Consider the following 17,825-nt stretch of genomic DNA (forward strand, 5'->3'; position numbering starts at 1 on the left):
GTTGCCTAATCAGTAATGGTCGTAATTGACGAGAAAAGTAAAAGCAGATCCGACCTATTAATGATCTGCTTTTTCTATGTTTATCAGGATTTACATTTGTATTTTCGCTCTCTCTACTGACGATTTCGAGTCCGGGCACCACTTCTTCTTTTTTTATGCTTTCTTATGAATCCCTATATATCTTAAATTCAATAAGTTAGCGTAAAAACCCTTTCCGATACGTTTTGATTTATCCCTAGGTATACGGAAAATGTGGGGTCAAATTGCGGGTCATTCAGTTCGATGAATGGAGTGACCCTCACATGGCTCTAACTGACAGTAAAATTCGCGCTGCAACAACCTTCGCAAAATCCTACAAAATCACCGATGCCCAGGGTCTGTATCTACTGGTATCCACCAGCGGCTCGCGTCTGTGGTATTTCCACTACAGCTTCGGCGGCAAAGAATCCCGCCTGGCCTTAGGCGCCTATCCGCAGGTCACGCTGGCGGAGGCCCGTGAAAAGCGCGACGCTGCCCGCAAGCTGCTGGCATCCGGCATCTGCCCTTCCCTGCCCCGTGAATCCGAAAAAACCGCTGTAGACGAAACCCGCACCTTTAAACACATCGCAACCTCATGGCACACCAGCAGCCTCAGACTCTGGTCGCAAAGCCACGCCGATAAAATCCTTACCTGCCTGAAACGCTATACCTTCCCTATGATTGGCGAAATGGATATCGCAGAGATCGAAACCCGTCATCTGGCACAGCTAATCAAGGCTATCGACGACAAAGGCGTGCATGACGTTGCAGGGAGAATGCGCCAGTACCTGACCAAAATCATGCGTCACGCCGTGCAACAGGGCCTAATCAAATACAACCCCGCGTTCGATCTGGGTGGCGTCGTGACGCCGATTGTGACCCAACATCTTCCCGCTTTGCCGCTGCGACGCTTGCCTGAGCTACTTGAGAACATTGATAACTACAAAGGTCGAATGCTAACTCGCCTAGCGCTGGAACTGAATCTGCACGTCTTTCTGCGCTCAAGCGAATTGCGCTTCGCCCGCTGGGAAGAGTTCGACCTGAAAGCACGTATCTGGACGGTGCCCGCGCAGCGCGAAGCCGTAAAGTGCGTGAGATTTTCAGAGCGTGGCGCAAAGATGAAGGACGAGCATTTGGTGCCGTTATCCAATCAGGCAGTTGCTCTGCTAAAACAAATCAAGGCGCTTACCTGCGGGTCGGTCTTCGTTTTTCCGGGTGCGCGTGGTCTGTACAAACCGATGAGCGAAAACACCATTAATAAAGCGCTACGTGTGATTGGGTATGACACCAAAATCGAGGTTTGCGGCCACGGATTCAGAACGATGGCCTGTAGCGCCCTAAACGAGTCAGGGCTGTGGTCAAAGGACGCCATTGAGCGACAGATGAGTCATAAGGAGCGCAACGGCGTGCGGGCGGCCTATGTGCATAAAGCGGAATATTTGGAAGCCCGCATGGAGATGATGCAATGGTGGTCGGATTTTCTGAATGTGAATCACATGGCGTATATTGCACCATATATCTATGCTCGACAACATATGGCCGCCGGAATAGACTGATCGATAAAACGTTGATAAAAGCAGATTTCGATGAAAGGGATCTGCTTTTTATTTTTATATTATTGCTCAGCTTGAACACCAACTCCGCTCAAAATTAAATGCTGGTTCTGATAAGATATTCAGATTCTCAGGCTAACGATGCCTTTCAAGGTAAAATGGAGAATACCAGTGAATTTACTATATTTACGAGATTAAATTCGTTTTTTTCAAATGCCTCTTGAAACACGTCAACACCAATAAAGATCTTTCAAAAAAATATCGTAATAGTTTGCTGCAAGGATGAGCGCTAAAGTCGATGAAACCCCAGAGAAACTTTCCGTTATATTATCACTACTCCATAGCAATTGCTTGAGATGGAGTAGACACACACCTGATAAATTGGGCACTCGCTGCGAATGAAATGAGACGCGATTGTAAAAAATAATATTAGCAAAATCATCTAAAGTACCTTCAATAACTTGCGTAACGCTGTAATATGCTTCGACTTGACTATTAAATTTAGCAAGGGATACTACTTCGTCATCTGTTAAAGTTGGTCGATCAACCATGTTTTGATGAAAATCTCCGGAGATAACACCCCTTGAAAATTCTGATTATTTTTTTGCATTCTATGCTACAAAACCATTTAGTATTTTCTGCACTTATGGTGTTCATCAACCCAAAAAAACCAACATCTGATTTTTCCTGAACCACTCCTTTGTCAATTCTATAGGCTGCCTCTATTATAAATCTATTATCACCATTTTTCGGATAACGAGTAAATGCTACGCATGAACGTACCCCATGGATCATTATTTGAATGCCGACAGCAATCCTAGCGCCCAGTGGTGGAAGTCCCCGTGCTCTACGATAAATAATCATTTCTAGATTAAATGCTGAAGCCCAGCATTCGACGACCGCCTTAATAACGTTTTCCTGAGTGACGAAAAGAAAACTATCGGATAATCCAGCAAAAGGATCGGATGCCGAATCCTCACCTACCCCTTGTTCATCTGCAACTGAACACGCCCGAACCGCCAATAATCCTGAATCACCAGATAAGTGGCCACATGCTTCTGTAATATCATCTCGAAGATTTTCGGGGAACGGCCTCGACCTCATATTTCTCTAGACATATTCTGACCAGTGATTAATATCAGCGACGATTGTGTTAGATGAAAAAACTAACTCACCGAATTCTTCATATAAATCATGAATAACAGAATCGAATATCTCAGCCGGGATAAAATAAAATGGTGGCACAGGAAAACCTGCATTACGTAATTCCTTTTGTCGGGAGAATTTTAATCCTACGACACTGAGATCGAGACATTGATTTCAGTTAATAGCATGAATGTTTCGCACTAGTAGTTTCAGCAATTTTCAAGATGTGCCGCCTTTACCAGACACTATGGAATACATGGTTTTTTTCCTAACACTAAAATCCTATAACTTATAACTAAGTGCTGGATTCACTATTGTTATCACCTTAGAGCCTCACAGCGCTGTCAGTGTCAAGTATGATTTTTGTTGAAAAAAACTATTGACTTTAACAGCGATGGCAAGGCTTAACCTGTCATTCGAAGTACAGATGCCTAACTAAACTGTGCTACTTGCTGAACATTTTTTTCATGGGGGAAGAACATGAGATTCATGGTTATTGGTACAGGCTTTGCGGAAGCCCATATACAGTGGATCCAAGAATCTAATGTCGCAACCGTTGCGGCCTTGGGGTACATGAACAACCCAAGCCGTGCAAAAAAATTAGCAACTCAATATGGGATTCCACTAATCAGCAACAACCCGCTCGACATTATAGATAGTGGAAAAATTGACGCTATTTCCATAGTGACCCCTCCCGATACACATGAACATTTCATAATTCCGAGCTTAAATAAAAATCTACTCGTCATTTCTGATAAACCACTTGCCCATTCAGCGGCAGCAGCAAAATCTCTTGCTGAAAAAGTCAGGCAAACGGGAGGAAATGCATCAATTACTTTCCAATGGCGTACTCACCCAGTGTTCAAACGCTTACGAGAACTGTGTCATTCGCCAGAATTGGGAGCATTGGTACATATCGACCTACAGTTTTATCATGACTTCCTTGCGGGTCCATCAACTCTTTGGTCCTGGCGCCATAATTCTAAGCAAAGTGGCGCCGGCACGTTAGGGGATCAGGGGGTACATTTATTTGACCTTCTACGTTATATAACATCAGATGAATGGCATGTGTCCGGCGCCACAAAGGTTATCGCATGGCCACAACGAAATGCAGGAAGTATACCAATAAGTTGTAATACCGATGATATTGCTGATGTACTGCTCGCAAACGACCGCACAACTGCAAAAGCACGAATATTGACGTCCCGAGTCTGCATAGGCCGTCGTGAAATATATGCACAGATCCAAGGAACATTGGGCTCAGCAAATATAACTGTAAATCCAGACACTGGCGCAGGGAAATTGGCTTATATAAAAATTTCTGATCCCAAAATACACTCCGAGTCATTCAATAATTCGGGAAATATATATAGGCTCATTGTTGGCAGCCACCAAAACAATGTTAAACAGGCAGAAGTAGCTAACTTTGACGATGGCTATGCTGCTCAAATTTTATTGGAAGAAGCATTACTGCTTGCCGAGTAACCGGACCGCTCAGTAAGTTTGATATTCCTTGGTCCTTAATATATTGGAGTATTCAACCATGACTACCAGACTTCGTCTTGCCGTAGCTGGCGTAGGTAATAATATTTCAGCTCTTTATCAAGGCGCTTCTTATTACGAGAAACTGGCTTCACAAGGTGTGAAAGAAACCGACTTCGTGGGAATTACTCGGCCACGAATCGGTGGGCTTGGCGTCAGTGACATTGAGTTTGTCGCCGCCTTCGACATTCATCCCAACAAAGTAGGTAAACCTTTTAGCCAAGCGGTTCTCGCAGAACCCAATAACTATCCATTGTTAGACGTATCCCTTCCCACGGTAGATTTTATTGTCCTTGAAGGTTTTACACAACAAAATAGCAATTCTACTTCTGCGAAGTTTAAAGAAATAGTCAGCCGTTTACGTGAAAGCAACGCGGAGGTATTGCTATACTCCCTGCCTACCGGATTACAATGGGCAGTTGACATTTATGCTAGGGCCGCACTTGAGGCCGGGGTGGCGTTCGTTAATGCAACTCCTGACATTGCTGCCCGCTCTCCCGAGTTGCTGGCAAAATTTGAAAAGAACAATGTACCTCTAATCGGTGACGACTTAGCTAGTCATTTTGGTACGTCTATCGTTCACCGCGAATTACTCGGACTACTCAGTGAACGCGGTATAACACTTTCAAGTTCGTATCAATTAAATTTTGGTGGTAATGAAGACTTTCGCAATCTGCGAGACCACGGCGCAAGCAAACGTGAGTCAAAAATCAATGCCCTCACACAAGACGGTGTCGATACCAGCAATGTCGAAGTCATTCCCTCCGCGGGCTTTATTTCACATCTCAAGGACAATAAGGTTGCCATTCTTAATATCGAAGGCCAGGGGTGGGCTGGCACGCCAGTATCAGTCGACCTTAAGCTGAAGGTGCAGGACTCTAGTAATGCAGCCGGGGTCATTATCGACCTCATTCGGATTGCCGCAGCCGCGAGAAGGATAGGCCTCGGCGGTTTTTCTGCGGCTGCAACCCGTCGCCTTAAGTCTCCCGCGGGCGGGCATCCAAAGTACACTCCGGAAATTATTGCAAAAAGTTTCAGCCAACTTGACGCATCTGCAAATTAATATTACCAGGAGTTATGAATGAATACGGTCCCAAAAACAATCAAAGTGGCACTGCTATCATATAACGGCGTCGATGAGCTAGATCTCTTTGGGGCCTATTCTGTGTTGAAGAAAGCAGCGGACGTTACGCCCGAAGAATATCAACCCGATATCGACATATATTTGGCGTCAACATCTAACGAGACTATCGGCTCGTCCGGGATACGATTCCGAACGACTAATAATCTTGAACAAATTGTATCTGCGTCCGCCGTGGTAATCCCCGGAGGAAAAGGGGCCAGCGAGGCAGCAAAAGACGAAAGGATAATATCTTTACTTGTTAAAGCATTTGAGAATGGGAGTACTCTATATGGCATTTGTACCGGGTCACTACTTATTGCGGCAACAGGAAAAGCCAGTCACAGCTCTTTGGCAATTCACCACAATAAACGACAAATGTTGTCTGACCACCCACTTATCCATATTAAAACTGGATTAGTTCGTGATGGAAGAATAATAACAATCGGCGGGGACATGCAACCGTCGCTTAAATCAATAGATTTGGCTTTTGCCATATTGACAGATATTGCCCCTTATACAATCTCACCGGTTTCGCTGCGTATGGAGGTGATTCCCGGCCGCGGGGTAAGCACCTACGAAGCGATTTCAGGGGGACGGCAATGAGCGTGCCAGGACGTGTCTTAATCACAGGTGCAAGCCGTGGGATTGGCAGAGCCACAGCACTAACATTGGCCGCTAAGGGCCACGATCTCGTTCTTTGGGCGCGTTCGGATTCCGAACTAATATCGCTGGCTGAGGAATGCCTGAAATTTGGTATAAAAGTGGAGTATTCTACTGTAGATATTAGCGATCCTATAGCGGTTACAACCGCAGCGAAAGAAAGCCTTTATAATGGCGCGAATTTATCCGCAGTAGTGCTGAATGCCGGACAAGGGCTGTGGACAGGATTGGAGGAGCTTTCAGAAACCGAATGGAAAAAAACGCTCGACATAAATCTTAACGGCACATTTTACACGCTAAAAGCCTGTATTCCACTTCTTACGAAGGTAAAATACAGCCTAGTTATCGGCATACTTTCTGATTCCGCTTTATATCCTTTTGTTTATCGTTCAGCTTATTCTGCCGCCAAAGCTGGTATACGATCTTTGCTTGATATAACAAGGCTAGAATTAAGATCTCATAGTATAAGAGTGAGTCTTTTATTTCCCAGTCGAGTAGATACCTACTTCAACGGTAGCCACGTGGATGCAAAGCCCGGAACCCGCGCTGACGCCCTCAGTGCGGATGATATTTCTCAAGCCATCCTAATGCTTTTCGAGCTTCCGGAAACTATGGAGATCAGGGAGATGCAAGTCTGCTCAATTTCTTCTAGCTTTGGGCCTTACAAATAAAATGAGGTGGGATGATGAACGACAGAGATATTATTTTGCCAACAAGCCATTCTAAACCAATAGGAAAATATTCGCCTGGTATATCAGTTTCAATCTCCGGTGCATCTAGGTTGATTTTTATCAGTGGACAAGTATCCACTGACGTTCATGGTCATGTCCTGGGACTTAATGATCCAGAACACCAAACAGAAATCGTTTTTCAGCGTATCAATAGCATTCTTTCTCATGCAGGCGCCAGATTATCCGAGCTAGTAAGTCTTGTGATATATCTCGTTGACAGAGAGCATTTTTCCGCCGTCTCGGAAGTGCGTAACAGAATCCTGCAGCAGCCTGCTCCGACCAGCACTTTAGTAATAGTATCCCAACTCGCAGAAAAGGGTTGTCTGGTCGAAATAAGCGGGATAGCAGTAATCAGGGATAGTGAGGGACGCCTAAAATGAATAATTCTGTAGAAAAAAATGAATCAAGGGAGCAGAAATTTAACACCTTGAAGGGGCTTTCCCTCACAAAGACAGAAGTTACTAGTTTATACCAGGCTTGCAGATCTGCTCGAATATTAGTAATCGGTTCGCTAAATATTGACCTTATACTGGAAATAAACGGTTGTCCCGAAGATGATAGTACTCTGACCATTCGCTCAGAGTCAACGTTGCCCGGCGGTCATGCCGGCAATTGTGCGGCCGCGCTTGCAAAGTTGGGTGTATCAGTCGCTATTTTAGGGGCAATTGGAACTGATTCAAACGGAGACATCCTTATCAACGATTTAGCCCAGAGAGGCATTGATGTTTCATATGTTCAGAGAGTTAGTGAAGCCCCTACAGGTAGGGTGATAATACCTTTATTTTCTAATCAGCACTTCATGCTAATGTCACGAGGTGCCAATGAATACTTAACTGCAAATGATATAGAAGAAGCAATAAGCAATGCCGACGCCATAATCACCTTCGACCCGACTCCAATTGCGCTACATGCTCTAATGAAGGTAATGATTTCAAATCCCAAAAAACCTCCTCTTTTTTGGAACCCTGGAGGGATTTATGCTGGCGACAAGCTGGTAGACATGATCATACCAGCATGTCATACCCTGATCGTTAACAGACACGAATATTCGCTTATTACCTGTGATAGCAGTCGATTATCGATTCACGAAGACATCCCGGAAATTATCACCACGCTTGGTTTCGAGGGCTCACAATTGCAGGCGAATAACATGCTAACAAAGGTTCCCTCGCCATCAATTAATGCCGTCGATCCCACTGGTGCAGGAGATACATTTACTGCCGCCTATGTAGTTAGCTTTATTGCCGGACTAGAGGCAATACAACGGTTGAGATTTGCAAATATCGCCGGAGCCATAGCAACGATGGCCAAAGGTGCTCGGGGTAACTTGCCGACTTTGGCACAGCTCGTTACCACTAATATTACGATACCCACTCACTGATTTGATTACTATGAGGTAATTATAATGAGGCTTGAAAACAAAACTGCAATTGTTACTGGTGCCGCAGGTGGTATAGGACGTGCAATCGCTGATGCTTTTGCCAAAGAGGGTGCTAGGGTCCTGCTCGGAGATATTCGCTCCACCCCTTATGATCCATTACACGATAGGCAATCGTATTTGCAATTCGACGTATCTGATGCCGTTGCTTGGGATAATGCCATCGCTGATTTTTACAAAGAATATAATGGAATTAAAATTTTGGTCAATAATGCGGCGATTACCAACTATCAACCTCTGGACGAAATCAATCTGGATGACTGGAACCGTGTGATCAGTGTCAATCAAACCGGGCCTATGCTCGGAATTCGCGCTGTCGTGCCATTGATGCGTAAGGACGGTGGCGGTTCTATCATCAACATAACATCCAGTTGGGCTCATGTGGCAGCGCCTGGCGTCGCCGCATATCACGCCACAAAGGGAGCGCTAAGCATGATTACACGTAACGCCGCTGTGACTTTTGCCAAAGATAAAATTCGCGTTAATTCAATCGTTCCCGGCATAGTACGAACCCCTCTGGTTAATGCTCAAGATCCAGACATCACGGCATCAATTGTCAATATGACCCCGTTCGGGCTGACCGAACCTTATGAAATAGCCGCCGGAGCCGTTTTCTTAGCCAGTGACGAATCAAGTGCAATCACGGGCTCCGACCTCATGATGGATGGCGGTTATACCGTGGTGTAACGAGTATGGTCATGTCACATAGAAATTTTTTTTGGAAACATACAAAACCTTACCAAGCTCTAATTTTCGATATGGATGGTACTTTAATTGATTCGAGCGCTGTTTTTGAACGCATATGGCGAGCATGGTGTGCTCGTCATCATTTAGATTTTAACCTTGTACAATCTACGGCCCATGGACGCAGAACGCGAGATACGGTCAGAATGCATTGCCCGCCAGGTATCGACGCCGATTTGGAGGCGGATGCACTGATTTCCCGAGAAGAAGCGGATGTTAGAGGAATTGTTGCGATAAAGGGTGCGGCTGTTTTTTTGAACAAAATACCCTTCACAAAGTGGGCAATTGTCACTTCAGCAAATACAGAGCTGGCTCATAAACGCTTGAAGGCAGCAAATTTACCTATCCCGCCAATCCTAATCTCAGCAGAGCTGGTCACCAAAGGGAAACCAGACCCGCAAGGATATTTAACCGCTGCGGAAAAGCTAGGTATCGAGCCTCAAAGCTGCCTTATTTTCGAAGATGCGCCAGCTGGAGTGGAAGCAGCTACATTGGCAGGAGCAAGCGTATTAGTCATCACTCAAGTCAATAATCACGCTGCTATAAGTGGTGTGCCAAAAATTTCCGATTATCGACATATCCACATCATTATCGATGAAACGGGAATATATCTTTCAAAAAGGAAATAATTTATATAATGGTCAAATCTTCCATAAGTACGCCATTAACTTTATCTACGCTGGCATTTGGGGCCTTCGTTGCACAGACAACGGAGTATCTTCCTATTGGCCTTTTGTCGCAAATTAGTGATGCGTTCAAAGTGAGCGACGCGCGAGTTGGATTATTGGTAACAGGCTACGCATGGATCGCCGCCATAACAGCAATTCCATTTACACTACTGACCAGGAAAATGGAGCGGAGAAAGCTTTATTTGCTATTGCTATTGGTTGTCACTTTAGCAAACGTGCTATCGGCAATATCACCCAATTATTGGGCACTTGCAATATTCAGGATAATTGTCGCTTTAACTCATGGCGTTTTTTGGTCAATTATCGCTGCATTCGCCATGCGTGCGTCGCCCAATATGGCAGCAGGGCGCGCTACAGCATGGGTTTTTTTTGGAATTTCACTTGCAGTCGTCGGCGGCGTACCTTTTGCAACAGCGGTAGGCCAATCATTTGGCTGGCGTATATCTTTCGGTATATTTGCGGCATTAGGTTTTGTTGGAATTATAGCCGGTACATTTCTCCTACCAATTCTTCCCGCGCATCAAAAAAACCATCATTCCGCCGCTCCAGTTAATAATAAACCATTATATGGTGCAGCGTTGGTGACCGGACTCAGCTTAACTGCGCATTTTTGCGCCTACACATACATAGTTCCGCTGCTTAAAAGTGTTGCCAGGGTCCCCATAAGCATGATTCCATTGGTGTTTTTAGTCTTCGGCGTAGCAGGCCTGGTGGGAAATGCGGGGGGAGGATGGCTGAGCCGAAAGATAAAGCTTGTCGTGGCAATCGCCATTTTGGGAATTGTTTTTTCTCAATTAACTATACTTATTGCAGGTCGAGCGGCAGTGACAACCTGGTTCGCAATGACGTTATGGGGAGCGTCAATTACTATGCTTATTGTCGGTCTGCAGAGTTGGATCTTAGAAATAGCGCCACATCAGGCCGACGCCGCTTCCGCGCTGTATGTCGCGACATTTAACGGAGGTATAGGCCTCGGTGCGCTTACAGGCGGTTTAGCACTAGATTATAGCGGTCCTTCATTAGTTATAATCATGGGTATCATTTGTGGGACTACTGCCCTTCTTTCTTTGGCCGTCAATTCAAGGATCCGTTCGTCCGCATAAATAATACCCTCAATATCGTCGCTTGGTATTGGCAATTACCGATTACGAGTGAACGTTAATGATCACTTTTCCAAAATGGGCCCTACTGCGTAAATATTCATAAGCTAATTGCGTATTTTCGAACGAAAATACTTTGTCCAGAACCGGCGAAATCTTATAGTCTGATATGAACTTAAGCATTTCCATAAAATGATAAGCAGATCCAACGGTTATACCTAAAATATCGGCATTTTTATTTTGCAACTGCATCAGGTTCGATGATGGGCCAAAACCTGTCAAGACCCCTATTTGGGCAATTCTCCCACCTGTAGAGAGAGCATTGAGAGAACGATCAAACGTCCCTGGGCCGCCATTTTCCAGGATAAATGATACACCTTTGCCATTGGTCACTCTGGCAATCTCCTTATCCCAGTGAGGAATATTGATATAATTTATCGCATGTGTTGCGCCCAAATTTTTCGCCTTTTCAAGCTTGTCATCCTGTGAAGAGAGAATAATTACACTTGCACCAGCCGCGTTCGCAAACTGAAGAGCAGACAACGCGACACCGCCGGTACCTTGGATTAAAACCCTCTCATCTGGCACAATCCGAGTTCGTACAAACATAGCTTGCCATGCCGTCAATGCCGCGCATGGTAAAGCGGCTGCTCGCGCGAATGACAGCTCATGACCGATGCCGATAACACTGTTCTCAGGAAAAACCACATACTCGGACAATACGCCATTTTGTGTATTTCCACCTAGGGCATTTGCGCCATAATTTCTGTCATAAGCCCCATCTAACCAATCGGGAAAAAATAGACTCGCTACACGATCTCCTGCTTTCCAGCGTTTTACAGCCTTCCCGGTCTCACATACAATACCAGCAGCGTCAGAAAGTGGTATCAGCCCGTCAGTGGCAAAAATGAGCCCATCTTGGATCATAAGATCTCGATAGTTTAAGCTTACTGCCTTTATAAGCACAAGAATTTCCTTCGGCCCTGGTTTCGGAATTGGTCCAGACTCCAAGGACAACACTCTTTTTTTATTTACTATTCTCAATCTGTATAAACGCATCATATTATCATCCATTGCTACTCGGCCTGAATCATTGAAATTTCAATCGTAACCTTTACAGCCATGTCAAAGTCAATCTTCCGATAAATAACTCTTGACTCTCACAGTGCTGTTAAACTGCAAAATCATCAAGACGCGCTAGATGTGTACACAAAGATCGCTCCTGCGCAAAGTCACTGGCATATTCATAGTCAAAATGGGGGTTTGCGATGAAGCAGGAAATACGTTCTCTAACGGGTTTGCGTGGACTCGCGGCGGTCCTGGTAATGTTTTATCACTATAATTCTTATAATCTTATTCCTCAGGGATTTGCTTATACTTTCGTGAGGCATGGATACCTAATGGTCGACCTTTTCTTCGTATTGTCAGGGTATGTCATGGCCATGACGTATGGTCGAATGTTCCAAGGACACTTCAGCTGGGTAGTCTTTTACACATTTTTAACCCGACGGATTGCACGTATCTATCCGCTCTATATATTAATGATCATCCCCGCCGCGGTGCTTATAGCTACCGGATGGATGGATCGCTGGCCAGGCCCACCTGTTCACGTTTCAGCGATAATCAACTTAACTATGTTACAGTCCTTAATCAATATTCCCACACTCAACACACCAGGTTGGTCCATCAGTACAGAATGGTTCGCATATTTAATTTTTCCGTTACTAGCATTTTTTTGTTTGCGCAGTACAAAATGGGCAGTAGTGATAATTTCGTTATTTTTACTTTTTGCGCTTCCCTATATGACGACGATTAATACCCTCGTTGATGAACCGAAACGCGCAGGCATACTTGACATATGGAATTATGGTACTGTTTATCCAATTGTTAGATGCCTTATCGAATTTAGTATGGGTATGATCGCATATAGAGCAACACAGATTAAGTCTGTAAGAAATTTATTAGGCAGCAATGCAATCTCTTTGGTTATTGCAATAGGTATAATAATTACTATGTGTATCAAACAAGCGGATATATTGTTTGCATTTCTACTCCCTTTATTCATGATTGCCATTTCCCAGAGCTATAACATTACCTCGAAATTTCTTTCTATAAGACCCATTTATTGGCTTGGCGAATTATCATTCGCTATCTATATGATTCATGATGTAATGATATATTTTATTGTTGCACTTGCTCGATGGCTAGCAGCGAAAGGTGTAACAGAGCATACTGCAATGCTAATATTTACACTGCTATTTGGGTTTATAGTGATTGGACTTTCTCAAATTGCTTATAGCTATATTGAAAAGCCTGCACGTAAATGGACTCGTCGTCTTTTAAAAAGTGATCAGTTGCAGTCACGATTACCAGACGAAGCAAAATTTACTTAGGTCAAACAGCACAATTCCACCAAATTTTATAGGCAGTGGATGTAATCTTTAATTAATACTGAATCGTCTAATTTTGATTGATCAATTCAAGCCATGAAAGTAGGCGATTCAATATCTATTGCGACGCAATTCTGAACGCATTCGCTCTAATCTCCGCAAGCGGCTTGATGCATATCACATTCCTATCAGGATAAAAAGTTATATATCATTTAACAATATATTCTTCTCATCCACAGAAACTTATTGTAGATATAGCTATCTGCTATATCCCTTTCCACAATATAGAGTTTCCTTAGGGAAACGATGTCTGGCTCATAATGCTTGTCTATTAAATAAATTCAGAAAAAGCTTGACTCTAACAGAACTGATAAGGTTTAAAATAAACTTATAAAATTATCTATCGTACATATTTTAGGAGAATAGTATGCCAACAATCAAACTTGAGGCGTCAGAGGTTGAATATTTTATAGATGGTTCTGGATTTCCTCTTGTATTAATTCATGGCACAGGAGGTAATGCTGATACCAACTGGGGGCATTTAGTAGATCGTTTAAAAAATTATCGCAAAGTAATCAGGCCAAATTACTCTGGCTCAGGCAATACAACTAGTGATTTAGAGCCTTTGTCGATAGAGAAAATTGCCGAACAAATAATTTCTTGTGCGGATGCCGCCGGAGCAAAGAAATTTGATCTCATAGGATATTCCCTAGGCGCAAGCGTTGCTACATTTATTGCAGGCGAGCATCCTGATCGTGTTAGAAGTCTTGTCCTATTAGCTGGTTTCGCTTCATCAAATGATTCCCGGCTCAAACTTCAATTCCATTTATGGAAAAGGCTCATTGAAACCGATTATCAGTCAGCTGCGGAAATGATAATACTAACAGGGTTCAGTCCATCTTACCTTTCATCTCTTCCATTGAGCACCATCAATGAAGCAAGTGAATCAATTATTTCCAATAATAATTGGGAAGGAATGAAACTTCAGGTTGATCTCGATCTTAATGTCGATGTTAAGCGGTACGCAAAAAAAATAGTTTGTCCAACATTAAGTATAGGTTGTACCCATGACTATATGATTGCACCAAAACATGCAAAGGAATTACATAAATTAATATCTGGTTCCTCATACGTAGAGCTTTCAAGTGGCCATCTTGCACCACTTGAAGTCCCTGAACAATTCCTTGATGTTACGATACAATTTTTAGAAACCCTTTGATTGATATTTAAGATTCGTCGGTATATGGTTGTTTTTTATATGATCATATACCGAATCATTGGCAATAGAAGAAAATCCAGCTTCTTCTATATATTTTCCCAAGATTTCCAAAGATTCTTCTAGTATTTCCACTCTTCTCTTTATCTTTTCTTTTTCAGAATTTAAAACTTTAAGAACAAGCGGGCAATCATCAAAATGAATAGTCTCTCCATCTATGCATGGAAGCAAACTATGAATTATTTTCAAAGTAAGGCCTGCATCCTGAAGTATTTGGATTCGTCCCAATCGACATACATCATCTTGTGAAAAGTTCCGATAGTTTGATTCGGTTCTTTGAGGGACTAAAAGCCTTTGTTCTTCATAATAGCGAATCATACGTTGACTTATGCCACTTTTTTGAGATAGTTCACCAATTTTCATTTTATCCTCCAATCTTTATACATTGCGTTGTAAATAATTGAGTAATGTTTTCAATCAGTTAACACCAAGCCCTTGCCAAGCATCAATTAAATCAATAGCAAATGTGATAGTCTCTGTCAATTGCACTGCACTATTTTCTTTGAATCATTTTTCATATACATATTAATTCTGAGCATTAAGAAACTTGTTATTCTGTTATCTTATGAGGTTATTCATTTTTACATTTAGTTAGCACTTCCTGGTGAAATAAGCATTTTTTACCTTCCATTCGTACTGGTTTCCCTCCCCTATTCACTCTCAGGTGTGTCGGTATTCCTAAGCAGTTTAAGCGCAAGCACAGCGACATGTTATTCACTAATGTCAAGATACGAATGCGTGTCAGATATAATTAATACTTGGTATTTGCTTCCCGCGATCCTTTGAGCCACCAGCAGTCAACCTCGATTAACAATCAATTTATTGACCTATTTACACCGCTCAGTGCTGTTCACCTATCTATTCATACAATTTTTAAAAAAATTAATTTAATTTTCAATAAAACCACTTCACTCAACCAACATTTAATCCAAATCGAAACAACACATTCAAGATCAAATTAAATAATGTTTTTCTTTTTAATAAAAAAATCATGCATGAAAGGAGATATACTATGCCAATGAATAAACACCTCTTTAGTACTCCCAACAAAGCGCCGGACTGGATAACTATACGAGAGGCTATTGGAATAGCAAATCAGTTTACACATACGAAAATCACAGAAAGTGATATTTATCGTAATGCCTTATATGGAAATATATTACTTTCCATCTATTTCCAGTCTCCTATCGTATTACGTAAAATACGAACATCCGGATTCAAAGTGAAGATGAGACCAGTAGGACATTCATTTATACGCCGACTCTGCCTTCTTGACAGTAAATGCTTCCTTAGTGGACGTAATTTAACCATAAGTACTTATGGTGAATACTTTTCCCCTTCACTGAGCATCATTGACACAACATTGACAGGATATGAATATGTTCTCGTACAACGCTTATTGGCTCGTTCCCTGAACATTCCATTACCCACAGCAGGGGAAAATGATGTCAATTATGGTATTTCAGTTACCTTCTCGGGCGAGATATTTCAAGTATTTGAAAAAATTACATGGCAGCAAAGGATAAAAAAGCAAATTATGAAACTACCTGAGAATATTGTACCGGATATTTATAAGCAAATTTCACTTAAGGGCATGCATGGATATAACCACAAAGACTATTTCCCGGTTCATGACTTGCCGCAAGATGCTTGTTTTGTCATCCGTCATGCTGAACTTGAGAAGTTAATTAATATGCCTGTTAAAAACAGAACACCTCCATCGTCTTCAACACGGATATCCACGCCATTATCCCGCCTGTTCTGGCTTGCCTGCAAACATAATGAGACTATCAGCCCGTTAATCAAACAACCTTATAAGCTGCTTTCTATTTTCGAGCAATGGGCATCAGACGAGGGGATTACCGATCGCCTCAGTGGCGACACACTGAAAACCGCGCTTGAACGCGGTTCCCCCAATTCTGTTTCGGTATTGCGATGACAATTATCTGCATTTTTGAAAGTCCGTATTAAGGACTATGGTACCCGTAATACGGGCTTATCAACTTTCTCTCCGCCCCTCTTATGTGTTGTCGTGTCATCTCCGGGCATATCCCATTTCTGCCACAGGAGGAAACCGTGACATCCTATCAGTTATTACGTCTGAAGCAGGTTGAAGAAAAAACCGGTCTGAAACGCTCGCAGATCTACCTGTATATGAACAACGGCACCTTTCCCCGATCAATTAAGATTGGCCCGGTCAGTGTGGCCTGGCTCGAATCTGAGATTGATGAATGGATTACCCTGAAATTGACCAACCGCTAAAAGTGTTTAAAGGAGAATGATTATGAAAGGTAATCACGGCACGCTTTTGCCTGTCAGGCCGAACTATAGAATTTTTTTTGAGTTCAGCGTCGGAATCATCCGTAATCCTAATGACGATGAAATCAGGACATCAATTAAAAACCGTGGGTCTGGTTATTTTCCGAAAACATTTCTACGGCCAGGTGAATCTTATTTGATCCCCTTGTTGCGCCGACTTCACGGAAAACAGCGGGAGGAGTCCTTATCATGATCCCGTCTCTGAATTTCGCTGTATTAACCGACGCCCTGCACGCCCTTAAGGAAGGCAACATCCGCCACTGCGAAGCACTGGGTTTCACTTTCGACGAAATGAACGCCCTCAATCAACTGTCCCTGGATGAACTGTTTATCATCAGCCGCGCATCAGCGCAGTTTATGGCTGTCACTGTCCATCATGACGCTTTACACCAAATCCTGGCATTATCGCGTCAGGAAGTTCAGCGCCAACAACAGATTAACCGGGCCATGACGCTGGGCGGTTCGATTGCGCTGCTGAACCAATATTTTGGCCTCACCTCCAATGAAATCTGCATCCGTCGCCGGTTGCTGGGGATCACTATTCCCCATGGCCGCACACCCATACCAGATGAAGAGACCGATGCCGAGATCTGGCGACAATGGCAGAAACGCCATCCGGGAAATATTGCATCGCTCGACGCATTAGATGTCATGATGCAGATCGCTGAAGAGTTGTCCTCACTGGGGAATGGTCCGTCCCTCACTGCCGTCTTGAACCGTATTACGCTTTGCGAAAAAGAAGCGTTGGACAGGAGGTCATCGCATGCCGGATGAAATCGATCGCGATCAGGAATTTAATGAACAGCGTCTGGAGGATATGATTGAACAGAACCGTTTCAAATCAACAGCAACGCCATCATTGCCCAACTGTCGCCTGTGCGGTAAGTCCATTCCCGATAAGCGGCGTCAGACTTTGCCGGGCGTGACAACCTGTATTGAATGCCAGACAGTACTCGAACGCGGTCAACGCTGAGAAAACGACGCTTTGCGTGCGGAGCGATATTCTTATCCGCACGCTTTTTATTATCTGCTTAAATCACTATGCATATTTGCATTGATTCAAATACAAAAGAACCCGTCTGAATATTTCAGCCCC

At 43.3% G+C, this 17,825-nt stretch carries 21 protein-coding genes; 17 read left to right on the plus strand and 4 right to left on the minus strand.

What is annotated here, in order from left to right; genetic code table 11:
- Positions 1–302: 302 nt before the first annotated feature.
- Positions 303–1,574, plus strand: a complete 1,272-nt coding sequence (locus ACL2XM_RS11320) for a tyrosine-type recombinase/integrase (RefSeq protein WP_413732909.1) — start codon at positions 303–305, stop codon at positions 1,572–1,574.
- A gap of 227 nt (positions 1,575–1,801) precedes the next feature.
- Here the strand turns inward: ACL2XM_RS11320 and ACL2XM_RS11325 are convergent, their stop codons facing one another.
- Together ACL2XM_RS11325 and ACL2XM_RS11330 are read right to left on the minus strand one after the other, a co-directional pair.
- The gene (locus ACL2XM_RS11325; protein ID WP_413732910.1) at positions 1,802–2,122 is read right to left on the minus strand and encodes a hypothetical protein; all 321 of its coding nucleotides are present in this window, start codon (positions 2,120–2,122) and stop codon (positions 1,802–1,804) included.
- Positions 2,115–2,675, minus strand: a complete 561-nt coding sequence (locus ACL2XM_RS11330) for a PEP/pyruvate-binding domain-containing protein (protein WP_410014890.1) — start codon at positions 2,673–2,675, stop codon at positions 2,115–2,117. The genes ACL2XM_RS11325 and ACL2XM_RS11330 overlap by 8 nt, the downstream gene beginning before the upstream one ends.
- Before the next feature lie 522 nt (positions 2,676–3,197).
- Here ACL2XM_RS11330 and ACL2XM_RS11335 point away from each other — a divergent pair.
- Genes ACL2XM_RS11335 through ACL2XM_RS11375 form a run of 9 tightly spaced genes read left to right on the plus strand, consistent with a single transcriptional unit; the run spans position 3,198 to position 10,747 of the window.
- Entirely contained in the window at positions 3,198–4,202 is a 1,005-nt protein-coding gene (locus tag ACL2XM_RS11335; protein WP_413732912.1) for a Gfo/Idh/MocA family protein, read from the plus strand.
- 58 nt (positions 4,203–4,260) lie between these two features.
- Positions 4,261–5,322, plus strand: coding sequence for an inositol-3-phosphate synthase (locus ACL2XM_RS11340; RefSeq protein WP_413732914.1), 1,062 nt, complete (start codon positions 4,261–4,263; stop codon positions 5,320–5,322).
- Between the two features lie 18 nt (positions 5,323–5,340).
- Positions 5,341–5,985 carry a DJ-1/PfpI family protein gene (locus tag ACL2XM_RS11345; RefSeq protein ID WP_413732916.1) on the plus strand — a complete coding sequence of 215 codons (645 nt, stop codon included), beginning with the start codon at positions 5,341–5,343 and terminating at the stop codon, positions 5,983–5,985.
- Positions 5,982–6,713 carry an SDR family oxidoreductase gene (locus ACL2XM_RS11350; protein ID WP_413732918.1) on the plus strand — a complete coding sequence of 244 codons (732 nt, stop codon included), beginning with the start codon at positions 5,982–5,984 and terminating at the stop codon, positions 6,711–6,713. Before ACL2XM_RS11345 ends, ACL2XM_RS11350 begins: the two co-directional genes overlap by 4 nt.
- An 11-nt stretch (positions 6,714–6,724) precedes the next feature.
- Positions 6,725–7,153, plus strand: a complete 429-nt coding sequence (locus ACL2XM_RS11355) for a RidA family protein (RefSeq protein ID WP_410014885.1) — start codon at positions 6,725–6,727, stop codon at positions 7,151–7,153.
- Positions 7,150–8,154, plus strand: coding sequence for a carbohydrate kinase family protein (locus ACL2XM_RS11360; RefSeq protein ID WP_413732920.1), 1,005 nt, complete (start codon positions 7,150–7,152; stop codon positions 8,152–8,154). The genes ACL2XM_RS11355 and ACL2XM_RS11360 overlap by 4 nt, the downstream gene beginning before the upstream one ends.
- A gap of 24 nt (positions 8,155–8,178) precedes the next feature.
- Positions 8,179–8,898 (plus strand): SDR family NAD(P)-dependent oxidoreductase, encoded by a 720-nt coding sequence (locus ACL2XM_RS11365; RefSeq protein ID WP_413732921.1) that lies wholly within the window; start codon positions 8,179–8,181, stop codon positions 8,896–8,898.
- 5 nt (positions 8,899–8,903) lie between these two features.
- Entirely contained in the window at positions 8,904–9,584 is a 681-nt protein-coding gene (locus tag ACL2XM_RS11370; RefSeq protein WP_413732922.1) for an HAD-IA family hydrolase, read from the plus strand.
- Between the two features lie 8 nt (positions 9,585–9,592).
- On the plus strand, positions 9,593–10,747 hold the full coding sequence (locus ACL2XM_RS11375; RefSeq protein WP_413732923.1) for an MFS transporter: 1,155 nt from the start codon (positions 9,593–9,595) through the stop codon (positions 10,745–10,747).
- Between the two features lie 42 nt (positions 10,748–10,789).
- On the opposite strand, the gene ACL2XM_RS11380 is transcribed toward ACL2XM_RS11375, so the two are convergent.
- Complete coding sequence (locus tag ACL2XM_RS11380) at positions 10,790–11,806, minus strand: zinc-dependent alcohol dehydrogenase family protein (protein ID WP_413732924.1); 1,017 nt, start codon at positions 11,804–11,806, stop codon at positions 10,790–10,792.
- Between the two features lie 206 nt (positions 11,807–12,012).
- Between ACL2XM_RS11380 and ACL2XM_RS11385 the strand changes: the two genes are divergently transcribed.
- Both ACL2XM_RS11385 and ACL2XM_RS11390 read left to right on the plus strand, forming a co-directional pair.
- Entirely contained in the window at positions 12,013–13,137 is a 1,125-nt protein-coding gene (locus ACL2XM_RS11385; protein WP_413732925.1) for an acyltransferase family protein, read from the plus strand.
- Between the two features lie 424 nt (positions 13,138–13,561).
- Entirely contained in the window at positions 13,562–14,353 is a 792-nt protein-coding gene (locus ACL2XM_RS11390; RefSeq protein ID WP_413732926.1) for an alpha/beta fold hydrolase, read from the plus strand.
- Here the strand turns inward: ACL2XM_RS11390 and ACL2XM_RS11395 are convergent.
- Complete coding sequence (locus ACL2XM_RS11395) at positions 14,339–14,773, minus strand: MerR family transcriptional regulator (protein ID WP_413732927.1); 435 nt, start codon at positions 14,771–14,773, stop codon at positions 14,339–14,341. The genes ACL2XM_RS11390 and ACL2XM_RS11395 overlap by 15 nt on opposite strands.
- A 649-nt stretch (positions 14,774–15,422) precedes the next feature.
- On the opposite strand from ACL2XM_RS11395, the gene ACL2XM_RS11400 reads away from it, so the two are divergent.
- The 5 genes from ACL2XM_RS11400 to ACL2XM_RS11420 all read left to right on the plus strand — a co-directional run bounded on the left by ACL2XM_RS11400 (position 15,423) and on the right by ACL2XM_RS11420 (position 17,702).
- Positions 15,423–16,349 carry a hypothetical protein gene (locus ACL2XM_RS11400; protein ID WP_413732928.1) on the plus strand — a complete coding sequence of 309 codons (927 nt, stop codon included), beginning with the start codon at positions 15,423–15,425 and terminating at the stop codon, positions 16,347–16,349.
- Positions 16,350–16,486: 137 nt separating this feature from the next.
- On the plus strand, positions 16,487–16,672 hold the full coding sequence (locus ACL2XM_RS11405) for an AlpA family transcriptional regulator (RefSeq protein ID WP_413732929.1): 186 nt from the start codon (positions 16,487–16,489) through the stop codon (positions 16,670–16,672).
- A gap of 22 nt (positions 16,673–16,694) precedes the next feature.
- Positions 16,695–16,922 (plus strand): hypothetical protein, encoded by a 228-nt coding sequence (locus ACL2XM_RS11410; RefSeq protein WP_413732930.1) that lies wholly within the window; start codon positions 16,695–16,697, stop codon positions 16,920–16,922.
- Positions 16,919–17,503 carry a DUF2857 domain-containing protein gene (locus ACL2XM_RS11415; RefSeq protein WP_413732931.1) on the plus strand — a complete coding sequence of 195 codons (585 nt, stop codon included), beginning with the start codon at positions 16,919–16,921 and terminating at the stop codon, positions 17,501–17,503. Before ACL2XM_RS11410 ends, ACL2XM_RS11415 begins: the two co-directional genes overlap by 4 nt.
- Complete coding sequence (locus ACL2XM_RS11420) at positions 17,493–17,702, plus strand: TraR/DksA family transcriptional regulator (protein WP_413732933.1); 210 nt, start codon at positions 17,493–17,495, stop codon at positions 17,700–17,702. Before ACL2XM_RS11415 ends, ACL2XM_RS11420 begins: the two co-directional genes overlap by 11 nt.
- Positions 17,703–17,825: the final 123 nt, after the last annotated feature.

It is taken from the genome of Sodalis sp. RH20, assembly GCF_047324205.1.
In the GTDB taxonomy this organism is placed as follows: Bacteria; Pseudomonadota; Gammaproteobacteria; order Enterobacterales; family Enterobacteriaceae; genus Acerihabitans.